Below are 20,055 nucleotides of genomic sequence, written 5' to 3'. Positions count from 1 at the left end.
CCACACGGCCGACGCCTGGAGCCGAGATGCCAGACTGCGGATTCCGGAGCCCCTCGGCAATTGTGCCGACCGCTAGGCCGGCACACCGAAAGATGGGAAATCCTGGCCCTTGGCATAGGTCGGGCCGGCAGCCGCCACTGGCGTGACGCCCGCTTCCGAGACCGCTGTTCCTATTTCGCGCCGGCCTTCCAGGCGTTGTTGCTGCGATCCTCGTCCGGCAGCTTGTCGTCGGGGTCGAGGCGCACCTGCGCGACCGTCTTGCCGGCCTCGGTCGTCACCGTCGTTGCCGCCTGGCGGATGAAGCTCTCGGCCGGCAGGCGATAGTCGCGGTGACTGCCATCGGTGAAATCGACGCGCAGGGTCGCGGGCATGACCAGCTTGTCCCTGGCGGCGACCGTGATCACGGTGCCGTTGGCCGCGTCGCCCGGCACGACCTTGTCGACGGCGAGATCGAGCGACCAGTTGTGGTCGTACCAGCCGCGCCACCACCAGGACAGATCCTCGCCGGCGGCGCTGTCCATGAACCGGAAGAAGTCGGCCGGCTTGGGGTGCTTGAAGGCCCAGGCGGCGATGAATTCGCGGAAGGCGGCATCGAAGCGCTCGGGCCCGAGGATCTGCTCGCGCAGCAGCACGAGACCGAAGGCCGATTTGAAGTAGGTGACCGGGTGGCGGTACTTCTCGAGGATCGTGTCGGCGCGCGACAGGATGATCGGCGCATTGGGGTCCTTAAGCACGGCGAGGATCTCGTCGGCCGGATTGCCGCCGCCCGGCGCGTATTCGCTGTCGCGCTTGGGGGCGTATTCGCCCTTGTTGAAGTCGTCCGACTGGTAGACGTCGATGAAGGTGTTGAAGCCTTCATCCATCCAGGCGTCGCGGCGCTCGTCGAAGCCGACGATCATCGGGAACCAGGTGTGGCCGATCTCGTGCGCGGTGATCCAGAACAGGTCCTTGCCCGCGTCGCTGATGCCGTCGAACAGCAGGCCTGGATATTCCATGCCGGAGATGTTGTCGGGCCCCGCGACATTGACCGCGACCGGCCAGGGATAGGGATACCAGCGGGCGGAGAACCGCTCGACCGAATCCTTCAGGTACTCGGTCGACCGGCCCCAGCGGTCGGCGCCCTGGCTCTCGGCGGGATAGAACGACATGGCCAGCGCCGATTTGTGGTCCGGCAGGTTGATGCGGGCCGCGTCCCAGGCGAAGGCCGGCGAGATCGACAGCGCCACGTCGCGGGTGTGCTTCATCGCGAAATGCCAGGTCAGCGTGCCGTCCGACTTCGGCCGCGTCGCCGCCTTGCCGATCTCGTCCGGGCCGATGACCGTCACCGTCGCGTCGCTGGTGCGGGCCTTGTCGAGCCGGGCGCGCTGGTCCCGGGTCAGGACCTGGTCGGGATTGGTCAGCTCGCCCGAGCCGGCGACGATCATGGCGCTCGGCACCGTGATCTCGTAGTCGAAATCGCCGTACTCCAGGTAGAACTCCTGGGCGAGGAAGGGAAGGGTGTCCCAGCCGCGGATGTCGTCATAGACCTGCATGCGCGGATACCATTGCGCGAGGCTGTAGATCGGGCCGTCCTTGGCCTTGCCCCAGCCCATGCGCCCACCCCATTCCTCTCCCGGAATGGTAAAATGATACCGGATGTGGATCTTGACCTGGCCGCCCTTCGGCGCCAGCGGCTTGGCGAGCTGGATGCGCCCGCGGGTATCGTTGACCTGCACGGACACCGGCGTGGTCTTGCCGTCGCGTTCGACGGAGACGTCGTCGAGCCCGTAACCGTCGGAGGAGCCCTTGTCGGGCTTGCCGGCGGCATAGGTGCCGCGGCTGTCCGGCCGGTACGCGTTCTGGTCGAGCTGCAGCCAGAGCTCGCTGAGCGTGTCCGGGCTGTTGTTGGTGTAGGCGATGACCTCCTCGCCGCTCAAGGACGGGGTCTCGGTGTCGAGCGTCGCCTTGATCCGATAGTCGGCGCGGTTCTGCCAGTAATCCGGGCCGGGCGCGCCGTTGCCCGATCGATAGCCGTTGACCGCCTGTCCCATGTCCCGCGGCGCGAAGGTCTCGCGCGGCTGGTAATCCGCTGCCAGCACCGGGCTGGCGATGAGCAGGGCGGCAAGGGTCGGCACGGGACGAAGCGACAACATGCGAGAACGAAACACTCGGCTGATCCGCGTCATGGGCTTTCCGCCTCCGTTGGCTCAGGATTGACCGCATGGCCGAAGGGCGACGACTGGGGTGCCCCGGGGCCCTTGACCTCAAATGGCCCCTCTGGGCGCCGTCGCGGACCATTGTCGCTTCGACGGTGACCCGGCCGATGCTTTCGCGCGCGATCCAAGAAGGAATTCGTGAGACCGATGAGACTCGCTTAAAGCACGATTCGCGCGACCCATGCATCCATTGGATATGTAAGGTCGATAATATCTAATTCTAACTAAATTTATATTATATCTATCCTGAAAAGAAGAAAGTGGTTCTGAGAATCAGGAATCTAAATTTGTACGAACACCATGACGACTAAAAACTCGCCTGAAATCTCGGCGGATGTACGGCTGCGCGCCGCACGATAACGCCGCATCGCGCACCAACCTATGTTTCCGCAAAAGGTCTTGGGGTCGGGGCATCCCATCGCCCGGAAGGGGAGCAGGTCGATCGCCGCTTATCCTGATGACCGGATCGGCAGGTCCGGCGCGGCGTCCGCCGCAGGGGGCGTCCAAGCGATCGATGTGTTTTTCGTGGAGCTTGGGGGAGAGGTTCGGAGACCTTGTCCCAGGCCTCAGGTCTCAACTGCGTGATACCTGAGAATGCTTTTGACCGGTCTCCCCGCTCGGGGAAACCGGACTGCCCGAAGTGCCGCCTGGCCCGGGAAGCCATGCGGCGGTGGTCGGAGTGAGAGGATTCGAACCTCCGGCTTCTACGTCCCGAACGTAGCGCTCTACCAGGCTGAGCTACACTCCGTTGCACCGGCGGTTGGGCTTATAGCGGGACTGGCGGGGGGCCGCAATAGCCAGTGTCGTCAATCCGTCAGAAATCCCGCTCGACCACGAAATCGACCACATCTTCCAGCGCCGCGCGCATCGGCGACGCCGGCAGCAGGGCCAGCGCCCGGCGGGCCGCCTCCGCATGCGTCCGCGCCGCCGCCATGCTGTCGGCCAGCGTGCCGTGGCGCTGCAGCAGCGTCACCGCATGGTCGAGGTCCTGGTCGGTCTGCTCGCCCTCTTCCAGCGTGCGGCGCCAGAAGCCGCGCTCGTCCTCGCTGCCGCGCTCCATGGCCAGGATCACCGGCAGGGTGATCTTGCCCTCGCGGAAATCGTCGCCGATGGTCTTGCCCAACCGGGCCTGGCGGGCGGAATAGTCCAGCACGTCGTCGACGATCTGGAAGGCGATCCCCAGCTCGGTGCCGAAGCTGCGCATTGCGGCGCAATCGGCCGGGCTGCGGTCGGCCACCACGGCACCGATCTCGCAGGCCGCCGCGAACAGCTCGGCGGTCTTGGCCCGGATGATCCTGAGATAGGTGTCGCGGCTGGTCACCGTGTCATGCGCGGCCGAGAGCTGCAGCACCTCGCCCTCGGCGATCACCGCCGAGGCGTTGGCCAGGATGCCCAGCGTATCGACCGACCCGTCCTCGACCATCACCTGGAAGGCGCGGGAGAACAGGAAGTCGCCGACCAGCACGCTGGCCTGGTTGCCGAACACGACATTGGCGGAGGCCTTGCCGCGCCGCAGGTCGCTCTCGTCGACCACGTCATCATGCAGCAGGGTGGCGGTGTGGATGAACTCGACCGCGGCGGCCAGGCCGATGTGGCGCTGGCCGCGATGGCCGCACAGCCGGGCCGAGGCCAGGGTCAGCACCGGCCGGATGCGCTTGCCGCCCGAGGCGATCAGGTAGCCGGCCAGTTGGGGGATCAGGTCGACCGAACTCTGCATCCGGTCCAGGATCAGCGCGTTGACCGCGGCCAGATCGTCGGCCACCAGCGCGGTCAGCCGGTCCAGCGCGCCGGAATCGGCCTGCGGTTCCGGCGGCAGGGATTCGGCTCTCGTCGCTCCGACTCTGGCGGTCAAGCCCGGCTCCTCAATATCCACTCCCGATCCTTCCGGTTCCGGTATGCAGCAGAGCAGCGATCCGGACCGGATTGTGTCACCATGATCGTGTGTGCGCTGCATAAACGAGAAATGGACCCCGTGAAAGAGCTTCTGCGAACCAACGACCCGGTCCGGCTGTCCTTCCTGACGGCGCTGCTGGCCGATGCACGGATCGAAAGCATCATCCTGGATATGCACACATCCGTGCTGGAAGGGAGCCTAGGCATCTTGCCGCGCCGCCTGATGGTGGCCGCCGACGACTGGGACGAGGCGCGGGATATTCTGCTCTCGTCGGGGGAAAGCCTGCCGGATGCCTGAGGCCGCGGCGGCCGTGTCCGGCGAGGACCGGCTGCTCGGTGGCCGGGTTCGGTTGCGCCAGCTGCGGGAAGGCTACCGTGCCGCGATCGACCCGGTGCTGCTGGCCGCGGCGGTGGCGGCGGAGCCAGGCGAGCGGGTGGCCGATCTCGGCTGCGGCGTCGGCGCCGCGCTGCTGTGCCTGGCCACGCGTTGTCCCGGTGTCGCGGTGACCGGGGTCGAGCGCGACCCGGTGCTGGCGGGGCTGGCGCGGGAGAATCTCTGCCTTAACGGCCTGGCCGGCCGCGCCGTGATCGTCGAGGGCAGCGTCGCCGCCCCGATTTCCGGCGCGCCCTTCGACCGGGTGATGGTGAATCCGCCCTTCCTGCCGCCGGGCCGCGGCCGCGCCTCGGCCCACCCGATCAAGGCGGCGGCGAATGTCGAGGACGGGCTGGCGCTGGACGGCTGGATCGCCGCGGCGGCGCGGGCGCTGAAGCCACGCGGCTGGCTGACCCTGATCCATCGCGCCGACCGGATCGACGAGATCTGCGCCGCGCTGCGGCCGGCCTTCGGCTCCGTCACCCTGTTCCCGCTGTGGCCCAAGGCGGGGGCGCCGGCGCGGCGGATCCTGGTACAGGCACGGCGGGGCGGGCGGTCGCCGGCGGTGCTGTCGGCCGGGCTGGTGCTGCACGCCGCCGACGGCGGCTTCACCCCGGCGGCGCAGGCGGTGCTGCGCGACGCGGCGCCGCTGGCGGTCTGAGGCCGCGCCTTTTGAATTTTACCGCGGGCGGGCCATATCCTGCCGACCGGAAACCGATCGCGAGCGCGTCATGGGCCTTCTCTCCCGTCTTCCTTTCTTCGGCCGCGGCGAGGGGCCGCTGGTGACGGTGCTGCCCCTGCGCGGCGTGATCGGCGGGCGGGGGCCGTTCTCCCAGGGCCTTTCGCTGGAGCGGCTGGCCAAGCTGATCGACGCGGCGTTCAAGCCCAAGGGCCTGGCCGCGGTGGCGCTGGTGGTCAATTCGCCCGGCGGGTCGCCGGTGCAGTCCTCGCTGATTGCCCGCCGCATCCGCGACCTGGCGGAGGAGAAGAAGGTGCCGGTCTTCGCCTTCGTCGAGGACGTCGCCGCCTCGGGCGGCTACTGGCTGGCCTGCGCCGCCGACGAGATCTGGGTCGACGACAGCTCGATCGTCGGTTCGATCGGCGTGGTCTCCTCCGGCTTTGGCTTCCAGGACCTGATCGCGCGGATCGGGGTCGAGCGCCGGGTCCACACCGCCGGCACGCGCAAGGCGATCCTGGATCCCTTCCAGCCGGAGCGGCCGGAGGACGTGGCCAAACTGGAGGAGCTGCAGCGGGAGATCCATGCCAGCTTCATCGCCCATATCCGGTCCCGCCGCGGCGGGCGGCTGACGGCGGATGACGCCACCCTGTTCAGCGGCGAGTTCTGGACCGGGGCGCAGGGCAGGGTGCTGGGCCTCGCCGACGGCATCGGCCATTCCCACGCGGTGCTGCGCGCCAAGTTCGGGCCCAAGCTCCGGCTGCATCAGGTGCAGCAGCGCACCGGCTGGCTGCGCCGTCTTACCCGGGCCGACACCCGGATCGTTGCCGCCATGGACAGCGCCGTCGCCACGGTGGAGGATCGGCTGCTCTGGTCCCGCTACGGGCTGTAAGGATCTCCACGGTCAATGTTCGCCAAACTCGCCGTCCTGATCGCCCTGGTGGTGGGCGTGTTCTGGATCATGGGCGCGGTCCGCCGCGCCGGCATGACCCGTGAGGCGGCGGCGCGTCGCGACACCCTGTCCCGGCAGCACCGTGCCCGCCAGAAGACGGCGGTGAAGGGCGCCGAGGACCTGGTCCGCTGCCCCCGCTGCGGCGCCTACCACGCCGACGGCCTGGGGCATCGCTGCGAGGGGTGAGGACATGACTGGGCGGCTGCCGACCGACGCTGAATTTGCCGAGTATGACGCCTGGGTCGATGCCGAGCTGGAGCAGCGGCTGCGCGAGGCCGATGAACCGGCGACAAAGTGGATTCCGCATGAGCAGGTCGTGGCCGAGACCCGGGCCCTGATTGATCGCATTGCCGAAGCCCGCCTGCGCAAAGGCAGGTAGGTTGCTTTCTTGCTGTCATTGCCCGGCTTGACCGGGCAATCCAGGGGCCACCAAGAGCCGCTCTGGCCGCCCCTGGATGCCACGGTCAAGCCGTGGCATGACATCAATGGGAGTTTGGTGTTTCTGAGCCAAGCACGGATGCCGGTCGCGTAACAAAATGCAACGTCTACCACTCCCACAAAGGCGGCCCTCTCACCCTCCACGCCTTATGTTTCCTGGTGTCGACGCGGGTGCCATGACGTAGCGAATGGTTACGCCGCGCGCTTGATGCCTCCGGCCCGGCGCCCTATGGTGCGCGGCCTCACTCCAGCCGCCGGCCGAGACATGTCGCCCCGAGACTTCCCAGTGGTCGCCCCACCCCCGAAGAGTTTCCAGGAGATCATCCTGCGGCTGCAGAATTTCTGGGCCGCCCAGGGATGCCTGATCCTGCAGCCTTACGACATGGAGGTCGGGGCCGGTACCTCGCATCCGGCGACGACGCTGCGCTCGCTCGGTCCCGACCGGGTCTGGAACGTCGCCTACGTCCAGCCCTCGCGGCGGCCGAAGGACGGCCGCTACGGCGAGAACCCGAACCGGCTGCAGCACTACTACCAGTTCCAGGTGCTGATGAAGCCGGCGCCGGCCGATGCGCAGGACCTGTACCTGCAGAGCCTCTACGCCCTGGGCATCGACCCGGCGGTGCACGACATCCGCTTCGTCGAGGACGACTGGGAGAACCCGACGCTCGGCGCCTGGGGCCTCGGCTGGGAGGTCTGGTGCGACGGCATGGAGGTCACCCAGTACACCTATTTCCAGCAGGTTGGCGGCATCGAATGCGACCCCGTGCCGGTCGAGCTGACCTACGGGCTCGAGCGGCTGGCGATGTATCTGCTGAACGTGAAGAGCGTCTACGACCTGCCGTTCAACGACCCGCAGACGCCGGGCGCCAAGCGCTATGGCGAGGTGTTCCTGCAGGCCGAACGCGAATACTCGGCCTATAATTTCGAGGCTGCCGACACGGCGATCCTGCTGCAGCACTTCAACGATGCGGAGCAGGAGTGCAAGGCGCTGCTGGAGCGCCGGCTGGCGCTGCCGGCCTATGACCAGTGCCTCAAGGCCGGCCACAACTTCAACCTGCTCGATGCCCGCGGCGTGATCTCCGTGGTCGAGCGCGCCGCCTATATCGGCCGGGTGCGCGACCTCGCCCGGGCCTGCTGCGCCCTTTGGGTCGTGACCTCCAAAGAGCATCGCGAAGGGGTGCGCTGACGTGGCCGAATTCCTGCTCGAACTCTTCTCCGAGGAGATCCCGGCCCGCATGCAGGCGCGCGCCGCGGAGGACCTGAAGTCCCTCGTCACCGACGCGCTGAAGGCGGCCGGCCTGGCCTTCGACCGGGCCGAGGCTTTCGTCACGCCGCGGCGTCTGGCGCTGGTGGTCGACGGCCTGCCGGCGGTGCGCCCCGATGTGGCCGAGGAGCGCAAGGGACCGAAGGTCGACGCGCCGCAACAGGCGATCGACGGCTTCCTCAAGGCGACCGGGCTGACGCTCGACCAGTGCGAACAGCGCGACACGTCGAAGGGCAAGATCTGGTTCGCCAGCCTGACCATCCCGGGCGGCCCGACCGCCGACCTGCTGCCCGAGGTGATCCGCAAGGCGATCCTCGGCCTGCCCTGGCCGAAGTCGATGCGCGCGGCCGAGCAGGTGGTGCGCTGGGTGCGCCCGCTGCACCATGTGCTGGCGCTGTTCGATGGCCAGCTGGTGCCGTTCCGCTACGATTTGCACAAGCCCGACATCGACGGGTCGGGCGAGGGGGCCAAGCAAGCGGTCGACAGCACCGTCGGCCATCGCTTCCTGGCGCCGCAGCGGATCAAGGTCGCCGGCTTCGCCGAGTATCGGGCCAAGCTGCGCGATGCCTATGTCGTGCTCGACCGCGAGGAGCGGAAGGCGCTGATCCGCGGGCAGGTCGACAGCCAGGCCAAGGCGGCCGGGCTGGCGCTGCGCGACGATCCGGGCCTGCTGGACGAGGTGGCGGGGCTGGTCGAATGGCCGGTGGCCTATCTCGGCCGCATCGACGACGCCTTCATGGCAGTGCCGGAGGAGGTGCTGGTCACCTCGATGCGCACGCATCAACGCTATTTCGCCCTGGAAGGGGCGGACGGCAAGCTGGCGGCGCGCTTCGCCGTGGTCGCCAACACCGAGACCAGGGACGGCGGCGCCACCGTCATCGACGGCAATGAGCGGGTGCTGCGCGCCCGCCTGTCCGACGCCAAGTTCTTCTGGGACCAGGACCGCAAGACCCCGTTGGAAAACCGGGTCGCTAGCCTCGACCCGATCATCTTCCATGCCAGGCTCGGCAGCGTGGCGCAGAAGGTCGGGCGCATGGCGGCGCTGGCCGCCTGGCTGGCGCCGAAGCTGGGCGCCGACCCGGCCCAGGCCGACCGTGCTGCGCGGCTGGCCAAGGCCGACCTGACCTCGGAAATGGTCGGCGAGTTCCCGGAGTTGCAGGGGCTGATGGGCCGTTATTACGCCCTGGCCCAGGGCGAGGTGCCGGACGTCGCCGAGGCGATCGCTGACCACTACAAGCCGGTCGGCCCCAGCGACCGCTGCCCGACCGCGCCGGTCTCGATCGCCGTGGCGCTGGCCGACAAGATCGACACCCTGGCCGGATTCTTCGCCATCGACGAGAAACCGACCGGCAGCCGCGACCCCTATGCGTTGCGCCGTGCCGCGCTGGGCGTGATCCGGCTGGTGGTCGAGAACGGCTTGGCGCTGTCGCTGCGCACCGTCTTCGCCGCGGCCTGGGACGCCTATCGTGTCGACGGCTTGCGCGACCGCGCCACCGTGGTCGACGAGCTCATCGTCTTCATTGCCGACCGGCTGAAGGTGGCGATGCGCGAGAAGGGCGTGCGCCACGACCTGGTCGACGCCGTCTTCGCGGTCGGGGCCGAGGACGACCTGCTGCGCCTGCTCGGCCGGGTCGAGGCGCTGGACGGGTTCCTGCGCACCGAGGACGGCGCCAACCTGCTGACCGCCTATCGCCGCGCCGGCAACATCGCCCGGATCGAGCGCAAGAAGGACGGGGTCGAGGCGTTCGGCGAGGTCGATGCGTCGCGCTTCACCATGGCCGAGGAGCGGTCGCTGTTCGAGCGGCTAGAGGCGGATGTGCAGCCGCTGCGCTCGGCCCTGGCCGATGGCAGCTTCGGCGGTGCCATGACGGTGCTGGCCGGCTGGCGGCCGGCGGTCGACGCCTTCTTCGACGCGGTGCTGGTCAACGATCCCGACCCGGCGCTGCGCCGCAACCGGCTGGCGCTGCTCGAGGACCTGGCACGCTCGATGGATGCCGTTGCCGACTTCTCGCGGGTCGAAGGCTAGGCCTTCACGAGGCGCGGCGCGTCATTCGGCCGCGCCTCGGTCGAAGCAAGCCGGGCAGGGGAGTGGCTGCCCTCCTTGCCACCCTGGAGTCGGCAGCATCGCGCCGACTCGCGATTTTCGTCCCATGCCCGATTCAATCGGACATGGGATGATCTCCTATGCCCGCTTATCAGACACGCGGCGATTTTTCTCTCTGCCCTTACGAATCGCGGCCGCGCCTCGTTGCGCTGCAAAAAGGTAAAAGTACGAGGATTTCCGCCGGCTTTCCGCGCTTGACTTCATCGGCTCGCTGCGGTGCAAGGCAAGGAACACGTAGGGGGATCCGACCGTTTCCCCGCTACGCTGGATCGAGGCGGAGGTATGATGCACCGGACCGCAGACATTCGTTTGCCGGTCGCCTGTTCGCTGCCGGGCCGCCTGACGGGCCCGGTTCCGTTGCGTCGTGCCGCCTTTGCCGCCCCGGGTCGCCGATCCGGGCTCCGTCCCTCTCCCAAGCACGCCAAGGTGGAGTGTCGAACGTTATGACCAAATGGGTCTACGGCTTCGGGAACGGCAAGGCCGATGGCCGCGCCGAAATGCGCAACCTGCTCGGCGGCAAGGGCGCCAACCTCGCCGAAATGAGCGTCCTGGGGCTGCCGGTGCCGCCCGGCTTCACCGTCACCACCGAGCTGTGCTCCCACTACTACGACCATGACCGGACCTATCCGGACGAGCTGAAGGCCCAGGTCCAGGCCGCGCTCGGCCAGATCGAATCGGTGGTCGGCGCCAAGTTCGGCGACAAGACCAACCCGCTGCTGGTCTCCGTCCGCTCCGGCGCCCGGGCCTCGATGCCGGGCATGATGGACACGGTGCTCAACCTCGGCCTCAACGACGAGACCGTCGGCGGCCTGGCCGCCCGCACCGGCGACGCGCGCTTCGCCTATGACAGCTACCGCCGCTTCATCCAGATGTATGGCGACGTCGTGCTGGGGGTGGAGCACTACCGCTTCGAGGACGAGCTCGAGGGCATCAAGCGCGAGCGCGGCGTGTCGCTCGACACCGAGCTGACCGCCCAGGACCTGCAGACCCTGGTCGACCGCTACAAGGCGGTGGTCGAGACCGATCTCGGCCATCCCTTCCCGCAGGACCCCGAGGACCAGCTCTGGGGTGCCGTCGGCGCCGTGTTCGGATCGTGGATGAACCAGCGCGCCATCACCTACCGCCGGCTGCACGACATCCCGGCCAGCTGGGGCACGGCGGTCACCGTCCAGGCCATGGTGTTCGGCAACATGGGCGACGACTGCGCCACCGGCGTGGCCTTCACCCGCAACCCGTCGACCGGCGAGAATGCCTTCTACGGCGAATACCTGGTCAACGCCCAGGGCGAGGACGTGGTCGCCGGCATCCGCACGCCGCAGAACCTGACCAAGGTGTCGCGCGAGCAGGCGGGCAGCGACCTGCCGTCGATGGAGGAGACCATGCCGGAGACCTTCCGGCAGCTCTGCGACATCCGCGACCGGCTCGAGGCCCATTACCGCGACATGCAGGACATCGAGTTCACGGTCCAGCAGGGCCGGCTCTACATCCTGCAGACCCGCAACGGCAAGCGCACCGCGGCCGCCGCGCTGCGCATCGCGGTCGAACTGGCCGAGGGCGGGGTGATCGACCAGCGCGAGGCGGTGCGGCGGGTCGAGCCGCAGGCGCTCGACCAACTGCTGCACCCGACGCTCGACCCCAAGGCCAAGCGCGACGTCATCGCCAAGGGCCTGCCGGCGTCGCCCGGCGCCGCCTCGGGCAAGATCGTGCTGACCGCCGACGAGGCCGAGACCCTGGCCCAGATGGGCGACCGGGTGATCCTGGTGCGCGAGGAGACCAGCCCCGAGGACATCCACGGCATGCACGCCGCGGCCGGCATCCTGACCAGCCGCGGCGGCATGACCAGCCACGCGGCCGTGGTGGCCCGCGGCATGGGCCGGCCCTGCGTCTCCGGCGCCGGCGACCTGCGCATCGACCCGAAGGCGAAGACCGTCTCGGTCGGCAGCGTCACGCTGAAGGTCGGCGACGTCATCACCATCGACGGCAGCGCCGGCGAGGTGATGCAGGGCGAGGTGCCGACGGTGCAGCCCGAGCTGTCGGGCGACTTCGCCAAGCTGATGGGCTGGGCGGATGCGGTGCGCCGGATGAAGATCCGCGCCAATGCCGAGACCCCGCTCGACGCCCGCACCGCCCGCAAGTTCGGGGCCGAGGGCATCGGCCTGTGCCGCACCGAGCACATGTTCTTCGAGGCCGACCGCATCACCGCCGTGCGCCGCATGATCGTCGCGGAGTCGGTGGAAGCGCGGAAAGTGGCGCTGGCCGAGATCCTGCCGATGCAGCGCAAGGATTTCGTCGAGCTGTTCACCATCATGACCGGCCTGCCGGTCACCATCCGCCTGCTCGACCCGCCGCTGCACGAGTTCCTGCCGCGCACCGAGGAGGATCTGGCGGAGGTGGCGCGTGTCGCCGGGGTCGATCTCGGCCGGGTGCGCCACCGCACGTCGCAACTGCATGAGAGCAACCCGATGCTCGGCCATCGCGGCTGCCGCCTCGGCATCTCCTTCCCGGAGATCTACGAGATGCAGGCGCGGGCGATCTTCGAGGCGGTGGTCGAGGTCAAGGCCGCGACCGGCGAGACCGTGATCCCCGAGATCATGATCCCGCTCGCCTTCTCGAAGAAGGAGCTCGACATCCTCAAGGCCGCGATCGTGGCGGTCGCCGCCTCGGTCGAGAAGGAGAAGGGCGCCAAGCTCGACTACCTCATCGGTACCATGATCGAGCTGCCGCGCGCGGCGCTCAGGGCGCATGAGCTGGCGGAGACGGCGGAGTTCTTCTCCTTCGGCACCAACGACCTGACCCAGACCACCTTCGGCATCAGCCGCGACGATGCCGGCACCTTCCTGCCGGACTACACCCGCGCCGGCATCCTGGAGCAGGACCCCTTCGTCACCATCGACCGCGAGGGGGTGGGCGAGCTGGTGTCGCTCGCCGCCGAACGCGGCCGCAAGACCCGGCCGGAGATCAAGCTCGGCATCTGCGGCGAACATGGCGGCGACCCGGCCTCGATCCATTTCTGCGAATCGGTCGGGCTCGACTACGTCTCCTGCTCGCCCTACCGGGTGCCGATCGCCCGCCTGGCCGCGGCCCAGGCGGCCCTGCGATCCGAAGTGAAGGCCGAGTAGCCGATGGACCTCGCAGCCGCGCCCCGGACCGATGTGCTGATGACACCGGACGGGGCGCGGCTGCGCTGGGGCGTGTGGCCGGAGCCGGAGGGGAGGGTGCGCGGCACCGTCCTGATCCTGAACGGCCGCAGCGAGTTCATCGAGAAGTACCGCGAGACCGCGGGCGAGCTGATCGCCCGCGGTTTTCGAGTCTTCGGCTTCGACTGGCGCGGCCAGGGCCTGTCGACCCGCATGCCGGAGGGCGACCAGACCGGCCATTACGACAGCTTCGACCCGCTGGTCCGCGATGCGGCCGCAGTGGCCGACCAGGTGGTGAAACCGGCCACCGAGGGGCCGCTGATCCTGCTCGGCCATTCCATGGGCGGCCACCTCGCCCTGCGGCTGATGGCGGCCCGGCCAGACCTGGCTGCCGGCGCGATCCTGACCGCGCCGATGGTAGTGCCCATCGCCGCGCCCGCGGCCCGCCGGGCGGCGCAGCTGCTGTCGCCGTTGGCGGCAGCGCTGGGCCGGGGGCGGCGCTATGCGCTGGGCGAGGCCGCCTATGATCCGCAGCGGCTGCTCGATCCGCAGCGGCTGCTGTCGGGCGACCCGGTGCGCAACCGCATCCAGGCCGACTGGTTCCGCGACCATCCGGACTACCGCGTCTCCGGCATCACCTGGGGCTGGCTGGCCGCCGCCTTCCGTTCGACCGGGGAGATCCTGCGGTCGGCGCCCGGCATCCGGGTGCCGACGCTGATGCTGCTGGCGGGGCAGGAGAGGCTGGTCGACAACGCGGCGTCGCGCCGGGTCGCCCAACGGATGCCCGATTGCCGGGTGATCGTGTATCCCCAGTCCCGGCACGAGATCCTGATGGAACGCGACGACATCCGAGCCGCCTTCTGGCGCGACGCCGACGGTTTCCTGGCCCCGCTGGCGCCATGAGGCGGCGGCACTTCGCCGGCTGGTTGGCCGGCGCCTTGCTGATGCCGCCGCTGCTGGCCGCGGCGCAGGCTCCGGCCCCTTCGCCGCCCGATTCGGCACCGGCTCCGCAGCCCCCGCCGGAACCCGCGGCGAAGGCCGAGCCGGTGGACCTGTCGCTGGTGCTGCTGCTCGACGCCTCGGCCAGCATCACTGCCGGTGCGCTCGCTTTCCAGCTGCGCGGCCACGCCGCCGCCTTCCGCGACGACAAGGTCAAGGCGGCGATCGCCGCCGGCCCGCGCGGCGGCATCGCGGTGGCGCTGGCCCGCTTCGACGGGCCGCACAGCCTCAAGGTGCTGGTGCCCTGGCGCCGCCTCGCCGGCGCGGCCGATGCCGAGGCCTTCGCCGACGCGGTGCTGGCGGCGCCGGCGGGGGAGGAAGCGGGGGCGACCGCGATCGGCAGCGCCGTGCTCGACGCCCTGCCGCTGTTCAAGGCCAACGGCTTCGACTCGCCGCGCCAGACCATCGACATCGTCTCGAACGGCTTTTCCAACGCCGGCATCGACCCGTCGGCCGCCCGCGACACGGCGGAGGCCGCGGGGGTGACGGTCAACGCCCTGGTCATCCTCGACGAATACGACTGGCTGGAGAGCTACTACCGGCAATCCGTGATCGGCGGCATCGGCGCCTTCGTCCGTACTGCCGACAGCAAGGACAGCTTCATCCAGGCGCTGACCGCCAAGCTGATCGACGAGATGGTGTAGAGACCGCAAACCCGTTCTTCTCTTGTCATTGCCCGGCTTGACCGGGCAATCCAGGGACCACCACGAGCCGCTCTGGCCACCCCTGGATGCCACGGTCAAGCCGTGGCATGACAGATAGAGCTTGGTTGAGCGCACTGAACCGGCCATGCATGAGCCCATGTACGACGTCCTGACCGACCATCCGCTGCAATCCGCCAACAGCTTCGGCATCGCCGCGCGCAGCCGCTATGCCGTGGAGATCCGCGACGAGGCCGACCTGCCGGCGGTGCTGGCCGATCCGCGCTTCGCCGGCCTGCCGCGCCGGCTGCTGGGTGGCGGCAGCAATGTGGTGCTGACCGGGGATTTCGATGGCCTGACCCTGCTGATGCGGATCGCCGGTAAGCGGCTGGTTGGGGAGAGCGCCGAGGCGGTCCTGGTCGAGGCCGGGGCCGGCGAGGTCTGGCACGAGCTGGTGGCCTGGACCATAGCCCAGGACCGGCCGGGGCTGGAGAACCTGGCGCTGATCCCGGGCACTGCCGGCGCCGCGCCGATCCAGAACATCGGCGCCTATGGCGTCGAGCTGGAGGAGCGGTTCGACAGCCTGCGTGCTTTCGACACGAAAGCCGGGGCATTCGTGACGCTGGACCGCGACTCCTGCCGCTTCAGCTACCGCGACAGCCTGTTCAAGCGCGAGCCCGACCGCTGGATCGTCACCGCGGTCACCCTGCGCCTGCCGCGGCCGTGGCGGCCGGTGACCACCTATCCCGACCTGGCGCGGGTGTTCGCCGACCGGGCGGATGTCTCGGCGGCGGAGATCTTCGAGGCGGTGATCGCGGTGCGGCGGCAGAAGCTGCCGGACCCGGCGGTGATCGGCAATGCCGGCAGCTTCTTCAAGAACCCGATCGTGCCGGCGGCGCAATACGGCGACCTGGCCGCAGCCTTCCCCGGCCTCGTCGGCTATCCCCAGCCGGACGGGCAGGTGAAGCTGGCCGCCGGCTGGCTGATCGACCGTTGCGGCTGGAAGGGCAGGGCGGTGGGCCGCGCCGCGGTGCATGACCGCCAGGCCCTGGTGCTGGTCAACCGCGGCGGCGCCACCGGGGCCGAGATCCTCGACCTCGCCCGCGAGATCCAGCGCAGCGTCCGCGACACCTACGGCGTGGCGCTGGAGCCGGAGCCGGTGATTCTCTGAGGCCGCGGGCCTGACGAAGCGAGTGGGAAGGGCAACATCGTGGACGAGACCAGGCTGCGCGAGGACATCTGCCGCTTCGGGCGCTCGCTGTTCGAGCGCGGGCTGACCCCCGGCTCCTCCGGCAACATCAGCCTGCGGCTCGACGATGGCGGCTGGCTGGTGACGCCGACCAACGCCTCGCTCGGCTTCCTCGACCCGGCGCGGCTGTCCCGGCTCGACGCCGAGGGCCGGCTGTTGTCCGGCGACAAGCCCACCAAGGAGATCCCGCTGCACGGCGCCCTCTACGAGACGCGCGGCGCGGCCCGCGCCATCGTGCACCTGCACTCGACCCATTCGGTCGCGGTGTCGATGCTGCCGGAGATCGACCCTAAGGCGGTGCTGCCGCCGATGACGGCCTATTACGTGATGCGGGTCGGGGCCACGGCGCTGGTGCCCTATTACCGGCCCGGCGATCCGGCGGTGGCCGACGCGATCCGTGGTCTCGCCGGCCGCTATTCCTCGGTGCTGCTGGCCAATCACGGGCCGGTGGTGGCGGGCGAGAGCCTGGAGGCCGCGGTCTACGCCACCGAGGAGCTGGAGGAGACGGCGAAGCTGTACCTGCTGCTGCGGGGTTTGAACCCGCGCTTCCTGTCGCCGGGCCAGATCTCGGAGCTGAAGGAGGCGTTCAAGCTCGACCTGCCCGGGGACGGGGAACATCAACATTAGCCACTGTCCGCACCCCATCCACTGTCATTGCCGGGCTTGACCCGGCAATCCAGAGGCTGTCGACAGTTTCTGGATGCCCGGATCAAGTCCGGGCATGACAAAAGGGTGGGCTTAGGGGCTTTTCAGTCCTCGTCGACCCCAGGCGCCGAAGTCTGGCGCGCGGCGACGCCGGCGTAGCGGCGAAGGCTCCATAGCAGGGGAGAGGCGTCGCGGGTCTCGACCTCGGTGACCAGGCCGACGAACAGGATGTGGGTGCTCACCTCGGTCAGGCCTATCAGGTGGCAGTCGATCACGGCGACCGCATCGTCCAGTTTCGGCCGGCCCGACGGCCAGGCGGACCAGGTGCCGCGGGTGAAGCGTTCGGAGCGGGCGATCGGCAGCTTGCCGGCGAAAGCGTCGGCGATCTCGTCCTGGTGCTCCGCCAGCATGGCGACGGAGAAGCCCTCGGAGGCCTCGATCACCCCGGCCATGGCGCTGGTGCGGTCGATCGAGACCAGCATGGTCGGTGGGTCGGCCGCCAGCGACATCACTGCCGTGGCGGTGCGGCCGTGCCAGGTGCCGTCGGGCTCGACCGCCCCGACCACGCAGATGGTCGCCGTCAGGCGTGTCAGCGCCTCGACGAAACGGTCGCGGGGCACCGCTGGCGGGTGCCGCGGGTCCGGGTTGTAGCGAAGCGAGGTGCGCGCGACCAAAGTCTGTCCCTGAGGGCCGTCGGAGAAGGACGCCCGCCGGTCGGCCTGACCGGCGGGCGGGCAGGCCTCAGGCGGCCTTCAGCGCGGCCTCGGCGAACTCGTAATTGGCGAGCTTGTCGAGGAAGTTCTGGGTGTAGTCCGGACGGCGGTTGCGGAAGTCCAGGTAGTAGCTGTGCTCCCACACGTCGAGGCCGAGCAGCACCTTGCCCTCGCCGGTCGCCAGCGGGTTGGAGCCGTTCGGGGTCTTGGTGACCTTCAGCTTGCCGTCCTTGCCGAGGACGAGCCAGGCCCAGCCGGAACCGAACTGGCCGATGGCGGCGGCCTTGAAGGCATCCTTGAACGCCTGGACGCTGCCGAAATCGGAATTCAGCTTGGCCTCGAGCGCGCCCGGGATGGCGCCGCCCGTCGGCGACAGGTTCTTCCAGAACAGGATGTGGTTCCAATGCTGGCCGGCATTGTTGAACACCGGGGCCAGGTTGTCCTTGCCATAGGCGTAGGCCACGATCTCCTCGAGCGACTTGCCCTTGAGCGCGTCGTCCTTCTCGACGAAGCCGTTCAGCGCCGTGACATAGGCCTGGTGGTGCTTGCCGTGGTGCAGCTCCAGCGTCTCCTGGCACATGCCGCGCTCGGCGAGGGCGTTCTGCGAGAACGGCAGCTGGGGAAGTTCAAACGCCATGGTCGTGCTCTCTTTCTGGTCGGTCAGGTTGCGGAAGGATGCGGTAGGCGCAACGGCGCGCCCCCGCCTGAATGTGCTCCGTGCGCTCGACCCGGGCCTCGGGCCCGAGCACGCGCCGGAACAGGTCGAGCTCGGAGCGGCAGAAGCCCTGGCAGGCCGTCGCCGCGGCGCAGATCGGACAATGATTCTCCACCAGAAGGAAGCCGTTTTCGTCTTCCTCCCACCCAGCCATGTAGCCCTCGCGCGACCGAAGGCCAGTCAGGGCCGCGACACGGTCGCGCAGCGTCGCGGTGCCGGATAGCGCGCCGGCGTAGCGGGTGAAGGTCTCGGCCTCGCGCGCCGCCACCAGGCGGTCGAGCGCGGCGTCGCCCAGCTCGCGCCGGATGCCGGCGATCAGCCCCAGCACCATCTCGGCATGGCCGTCCGGAAAGCGGGCATGGCCCACCGCGGTGAGGGACCATAGCTGGACCGGCCGGCCGACCCCGGCGCGCTGCGGCGCCGATTCGACCAGCCCGGCCTCGGCCAGCTTCGCCAGCTGCTGCCGCGCCGCCTCGCCGGTGGTGCCCAGCGCCGCGCCCAGCGCCGCGGCGCCCTGGGGGCCGCGCGTCTTCAGCAGCAGCAGCAGCCGCTCCGCCGCCGTGGCCGGCGCGCCTGAAGACTCGTTATCAAAGTCCATACTTTGAAAATAGACCGACCGTCCTCAGTCCGCAAGCTTGGGACGTGCTTTCGGCGTAAGCGGGTCACAATGCCCCATGGCTGGGCCTCATGGCAGCAATTCGCGGCCACGGCTTCCGTCCGGCCCCGGAATGCGGCCAAGGTGGCGCAACGCCACTGCAGACGGCTGCCCAGCATGAATTCCGGCTTCTTCTCCTCCTGGCAGTTCTGGGCCCTGGCCTCGGCCGCCTTCGCGGCGCTGACCGCGATCTTCGCCAAGGTCGGCATCGAGGCGATCAACTCCGACCTCGCCACCTTCATCCGCACCGTCGTCATCCTGCTGGCGATCGGCGGCATCGTCACTGCCACCGGGCAGTTCCAGCCGGCCTCGTCGATCTCGGGCCGGACCTGGACCTTCCTGGTGCTGTCGGGCCTGGCCACCGGCGCCTCCTGGCTGTGCTACTTCCGGGCGCTCAAGATCGGCCAGGCGGCGCAGGTGGCGCCGATCGACAAGCTCAGCGTCGTGCTGGTGGCGCTGTTCGGCGTCGCCTTCCTGGGCGAGAAGCTGTCGCTGCCGAACTGGCTCGGCGTGGCCCTGATCGCGGTCGGCGCTGTGCTGGTGGCGTTCCGATGAGCGCGGTGGTGGACGACGTGGTGTGCCGGCTGATGCGGCCGGGGGAAGAGGCCGAACTGACCGCGCTGCTGGCCGCCGCCTTCGGGCATCCGCGCTTTGCCCCCGCCGTCACCCGGCTGGCGGCGATGCCCAATGCGGCGATCCATGTGCTGGAGGCGGAGGGCGCGCTGCGCGCCGCGGCGGCGGTGGTCGATTACGGCCCGGTGGCCTATCTCGGCATCGTCGGCACCGACCCGGCGATGCAGGGCCGCGGCTTCGGCCGCCGCGTCTGCGAGGCCGCCTTGGCGCCGGTGCGGGCGGGGTGCCCGGTGCTGCTCGACGCCACCATCTCGGGCGCGCCGGTCTATGAGAAGCTCGGCTTCGGCGATGTCGACCAGTCCGTGGTGCTGGAGGCGCGGGGGCCCATCCCGGCCCCGCCGGTGCCCGGCGTCGCGGCGCTGACGGCCGCCGACCTGCCCGCCGTCGCCGCCTATGATGCCGGCGTGTTCGGCGCCGACCGTGCCGGCGCGCTGGCCGCCCTGTTCCGCGAACGGCCCGAGGGCGTGGTGTGCCGCCGCGACGGGCGGGTGGTCGGCTACGGGCTGCGCCAGGACGACCGCATCGGGCCGGTCCTGGCCGAGACCCAGGCGGTCGCGGCGGCGCTGATGGCGGCGCTGTCCCCGGCGGGGCCGGAGGCGCCGGCAGCCATCACCGTGCCCTCGGCCAACACGGCGATGCTCGACCATCTGCGCGAGCAGGGCGTGCAGGAGCTGCGGCGGCTGCGCCACATGCGCCGCGGCGGCGACCGCCACCCCGGCGACCGCAGCCGCATGGGCGCCATCGCCAATTTCCATCTGGGGTGAGGGGCGGGG

General features: G+C 69.5%; 19 protein-coding genes and 1 tRNA gene. 14 read left to right on the top strand and 6 right to left on the bottom strand.

Annotation, left to right across the window (positions count from 1 at the left end; genetic code table 11):
- Positions 1 to 170 precede the first annotated feature (170 nt).
- From AB4112_RS21815 to AB4112_RS21805, 3 genes are all read right to left on the bottom strand, one after another.
- Entirely contained in the window at positions 171 to 2,114 is a 1,944-nt protein-coding gene (locus AB4112_RS21815; protein ID WP_441722998.1) for a M1 family metallopeptidase, read from the bottom strand.
- Positions 2,115 to 2,866: 752 nt separating this feature from the next.
- Positions 2,867 to 2,943, bottom strand: a tRNA-Pro gene (locus AB4112_RS21810).
- Positions 2,944 to 3,009: 66 nt separating this feature from the next.
- Positions 3,010 to 4,011 carry a polyprenyl synthetase family protein gene (locus AB4112_RS21805; RefSeq protein WP_309801320.1) on the bottom strand — a complete coding sequence of 334 codons (1,002 nt, stop codon included), beginning with the start codon at positions 4,009 to 4,011 and terminating at the stop codon, positions 3,010 to 3,012.
- Between the two features lie 117 nt (positions 4,012 to 4,128).
- Between AB4112_RS21805 and AB4112_RS21800 the strand changes: the two genes are divergently transcribed.
- The 12 genes from AB4112_RS21800 (at position 4,129) to otnC (ending at position 16,548) form a co-directional block, all read left to right on the top strand.
- On the top strand, positions 4,129 to 4,386 hold the full coding sequence (locus AB4112_RS21800) for a putative signal transducing protein (protein WP_441722996.1): 258 nt from the start codon (positions 4,129 to 4,131) through the stop codon (positions 4,384 to 4,386).
- Positions 4,379 to 5,122, top strand: a complete 744-nt coding sequence (locus AB4112_RS21795; protein ID WP_441722994.1) for a tRNA1(Val) (adenine(37)-N6)-methyltransferase — start codon at positions 4,379 to 4,381, stop codon at positions 5,120 to 5,122. The genes AB4112_RS21800 and AB4112_RS21795 overlap by 8 nt, the downstream gene beginning before the upstream one ends.
- Positions 5,123 to 5,192: 70 nt before the next feature.
- Positions 5,193 to 6,029 (top strand): S49 family peptidase, encoded by an 837-nt coding sequence (locus AB4112_RS21790; protein WP_441722992.1) that lies wholly within the window; start codon positions 5,193 to 5,195, stop codon positions 6,027 to 6,029.
- A gap of 15 nt (positions 6,030 to 6,044) precedes the next feature.
- Positions 6,045 to 6,275, top strand: a complete 231-nt coding sequence (locus tag AB4112_RS21785; RefSeq protein ID WP_309801106.1) for a hypothetical protein — start codon at positions 6,045 to 6,047, stop codon at positions 6,273 to 6,275.
- Between the two features lie 4 nt (positions 6,276 to 6,279).
- The gene (locus AB4112_RS21780) at positions 6,280 to 6,468 is read left to right on the top strand and encodes a hypothetical protein (RefSeq protein ID WP_441722990.1); all 189 of its coding nucleotides are present in this window, start codon (positions 6,280 to 6,282) and stop codon (positions 6,466 to 6,468) included.
- A gap of 345 nt (positions 6,469 to 6,813) precedes the next feature.
- Complete coding sequence (locus AB4112_RS21775; protein WP_441722988.1) at positions 6,814 to 7,713, top strand: glycine--tRNA ligase subunit alpha; 900 nt, start codon at positions 6,814 to 6,816, stop codon at positions 7,711 to 7,713.
- A 1-nt stretch (position 7,714) separates the two neighbouring features.
- The gene (gene glyS / locus AB4112_RS21770; RefSeq protein ID WP_441722986.1) at positions 7,715 to 9,817 is read left to right on the top strand and encodes a glycine--tRNA ligase subunit beta; all 2,103 of its coding nucleotides are present in this window, start codon (positions 7,715 to 7,717) and stop codon (positions 9,815 to 9,817) included.
- A gap of 521 nt (positions 9,818 to 10,338) precedes the next feature.
- A complete protein-coding gene (gene ppdK / locus AB4112_RS21765; RefSeq protein ID WP_441722985.1) occupies positions 10,339 to 13,014 on the top strand; it encodes a pyruvate, phosphate dikinase in 2,676 nt (891 codons plus the stop codon).
- Positions 13,015 to 13,017: 3 nt separating this feature from the next.
- Positions 13,018 to 13,935 carry an alpha/beta hydrolase gene (locus tag AB4112_RS21760; protein WP_309801117.1) on the top strand — a complete coding sequence of 306 codons (918 nt, stop codon included), beginning with the start codon at positions 13,018 to 13,020 and terminating at the stop codon, positions 13,933 to 13,935.
- Entirely contained in the window at positions 13,932 to 14,675 is a 744-nt protein-coding gene (locus AB4112_RS21755) for a DUF1194 domain-containing protein (RefSeq protein WP_309801120.1), read from the top strand. Before AB4112_RS21760 ends, AB4112_RS21755 begins: the two co-directional genes overlap by 4 nt.
- A 145-nt stretch (positions 14,676 to 14,820) precedes the next feature.
- A complete protein-coding gene (gene murB / locus AB4112_RS21750; RefSeq protein ID WP_309801122.1) occupies positions 14,821 to 15,843 on the top strand; it encodes a UDP-N-acetylmuramate dehydrogenase in 1,023 nt (340 codons plus the stop codon).
- Positions 15,844 to 15,882: 39 nt separating this feature from the next.
- Positions 15,883 to 16,548, top strand: coding sequence for a 3-oxo-tetronate 4-phosphate decarboxylase (gene otnC, locus AB4112_RS21745; protein WP_441722982.1), 666 nt, complete (start codon positions 15,883 to 15,885; stop codon positions 16,546 to 16,548).
- Positions 16,549 to 16,670: 122 nt separating this feature from the next.
- Here the strand turns inward: otnC and AB4112_RS21740 are convergent, their stop codons facing one another.
- From AB4112_RS21740 to AB4112_RS21730, 3 genes are all read right to left on the bottom strand, one after another.
- Positions 16,671 to 17,240 carry a flavin reductase family protein gene (locus AB4112_RS21740; RefSeq protein ID WP_309801124.1) on the bottom strand — a complete coding sequence of 190 codons (570 nt, stop codon included), beginning with the start codon at positions 17,238 to 17,240 and terminating at the stop codon, positions 16,671 to 16,673.
- Between the two features lie 67 nt (positions 17,241 to 17,307).
- Positions 17,308 to 17,916, bottom strand: a complete 609-nt coding sequence (locus AB4112_RS21735) for a superoxide dismutase (protein WP_309801125.1) — start codon at positions 17,914 to 17,916, stop codon at positions 17,308 to 17,310.
- Positions 17,906 to 18,592: a helix-turn-helix transcriptional regulator gene (locus AB4112_RS21730; protein WP_441722979.1), complete on the bottom strand. Its 687-nt coding sequence runs from the start codon at positions 18,590 to 18,592 to the stop codon at positions 17,906 to 17,908. The genes AB4112_RS21735 and AB4112_RS21730 overlap by 11 nt, the downstream gene beginning before the upstream one ends.
- A 174-nt stretch (positions 18,593 to 18,766) precedes the next feature.
- Here AB4112_RS21730 and AB4112_RS21725 point away from each other — a divergent pair, with 174 nt between their 5' ends.
- Together AB4112_RS21725 and AB4112_RS21720 are read left to right on the top strand one after the other, a co-directional pair.
- Positions 18,767 to 19,204: an EamA family transporter gene (locus AB4112_RS21725; protein WP_309801127.1), complete on the top strand. Its 438-nt coding sequence runs from the start codon at positions 18,767 to 18,769 to the stop codon at positions 19,202 to 19,204.
- A complete protein-coding gene (locus tag AB4112_RS21720; RefSeq protein ID WP_309801129.1) occupies positions 19,201 to 20,046 on the top strand; it encodes a GNAT family N-acetyltransferase in 846 nt (281 codons plus the stop codon). The genes AB4112_RS21725 and AB4112_RS21720 overlap by 4 nt, the downstream gene beginning before the upstream one ends.
- The last annotated feature ends 9 nt before the right edge of the window (positions 20,047 to 20,055 follow it).

It is taken from the genome of Inquilinus sp. 2KB_23 (genome assembly GCF_052115705.1).
GTDB lineage: Bacteria > Pseudomonadota > Alphaproteobacteria > DSM-16000 > Inquilinaceae > Inquilinus > Inquilinus ginsengisoli_A.
The sequence above is the reverse complement of the archived record's forward strand: the minus strand, read 5'-3'. Positions and strand labels throughout refer to the sequence as shown.

Excerpts from the sequence above, each read along its gene's own strand:
- AB4112_RS21800 (WP_441722996.1), top strand. The coding sequence starts at position 4,129 with ATGATCGTGTGTGCGCTGCATAAACGAGAAATGGACCCCGTGAAAGAG.
- AB4112_RS21795 (WP_441722994.1), top strand. The coding sequence starts at position 4,379 with ATGCCTGAGGCCGCGGCGGCCGTGTCCGGCGAGGACCGGCTGCTCGGT.
- AB4112_RS21790 (WP_441722992.1), top strand. The coding sequence starts at position 5,193 with ATGGGCCTTCTCTCCCGTCTTCCTTTCTTCGGCCGCGGCGAGGGGCCG.
- AB4112_RS21785 (WP_309801106.1), top strand. The coding sequence starts at position 6,045 with ATGTTCGCCAAACTCGCCGTCCTGATCGCCCTGGTGGTGGGCGTGTTC.
- AB4112_RS21780 (WP_441722990.1), top strand. The coding sequence starts at position 6,280 with ATGACTGGGCGGCTGCCGACCGACGCTGAATTTGCCGAGTATGACGCC.
- ppdK (WP_441722985.1), top strand. The coding sequence starts at position 10,339 with ATGACCAAATGGGTCTACGGCTTCGGGAACGGCAAGGCCGATGGCCGC.
- AB4112_RS21760 (WP_309801117.1), top strand. The coding sequence starts at position 13,018 with ATGGACCTCGCAGCCGCGCCCCGGACCGATGTGCTGATGACACCGGAC.
- AB4112_RS21755 (WP_309801120.1), top strand. The coding sequence starts at position 13,932 with ATGAGGCGGCGGCACTTCGCCGGCTGGTTGGCCGGCGCCTTGCTGATG.
- murB (WP_309801122.1), top strand. The coding sequence starts at position 14,821 with ATGCATGAGCCCATGTACGACGTCCTGACCGACCATCCGCTGCAATCC.
- AB4112_RS21735 (WP_309801125.1), bottom strand. The coding sequence starts at position 17,916 with ATGGCGTTTGAACTTCCCCAGCTGCCGTTCTCGCAGAACGCCCTCGCC.
- AB4112_RS21730 (WP_441722979.1), bottom strand. The coding sequence starts at position 18,592 with ATGGACTTTGATAACGAGTCTTCAGGCGCGCCGGCCACGGCGGCGGAG.
- AB4112_RS21725 (WP_309801127.1), top strand. The coding sequence starts at position 18,767 with ATGAATTCCGGCTTCTTCTCCTCCTGGCAGTTCTGGGCCCTGGCCTCG.
- AB4112_RS21720 (WP_309801129.1), top strand. The coding sequence starts at position 19,201 with ATGAGCGCGGTGGTGGACGACGTGGTGTGCCGGCTGATGCGGCCGGGG.